This is a genomic window from Bacillus sp. SIMBA_005 (assembly GCF_046535585.1).
GTDB lineage: Bacteria > Bacillota > Bacilli > Bacillales > Bacillaceae > Bacillus > Bacillus pumilus.
Window position 1 is genome coordinate 1 of record NZ_JAWRWI010000819.1, and the last position, 252, is coordinate 252.

1 protein-coding gene is annotated in these 252 nt (G+C 47.6%); it reads right to left on the minus strand.

The annotated features are described in order from the left end of the window. The coding region (locus SB660_RS22355; RefSeq protein ID WP_410584664.1) for a hotdog family protein at nucleotides 1–252 on the minus strand (252 nt) is incomplete at both ends.

The following is a 252-nucleotide window of genomic DNA, read 5'->3' on the forward strand; positions in this document are numbered from 1 at the left end:
TGTGCTTAAACTGCATTGATCTTGAAGCACGCTGATATCCTGGACTGGAATGTCTCCTGCCCCACGGATTGAAGCACTGCCTTGACAATGTATCTTTCGATCATTGTGTGCAGCCTCTGTATAGACGTTAAAAGCAATCTCGCCGTCCTGCTGGGGATTTAGACTGATATCCACTTGCACAGGCTGGCCGTCCGCCACAATCGGCTGCACCCACACAACATTTTTGATGTGAATAACAGATTGTTGATCTTC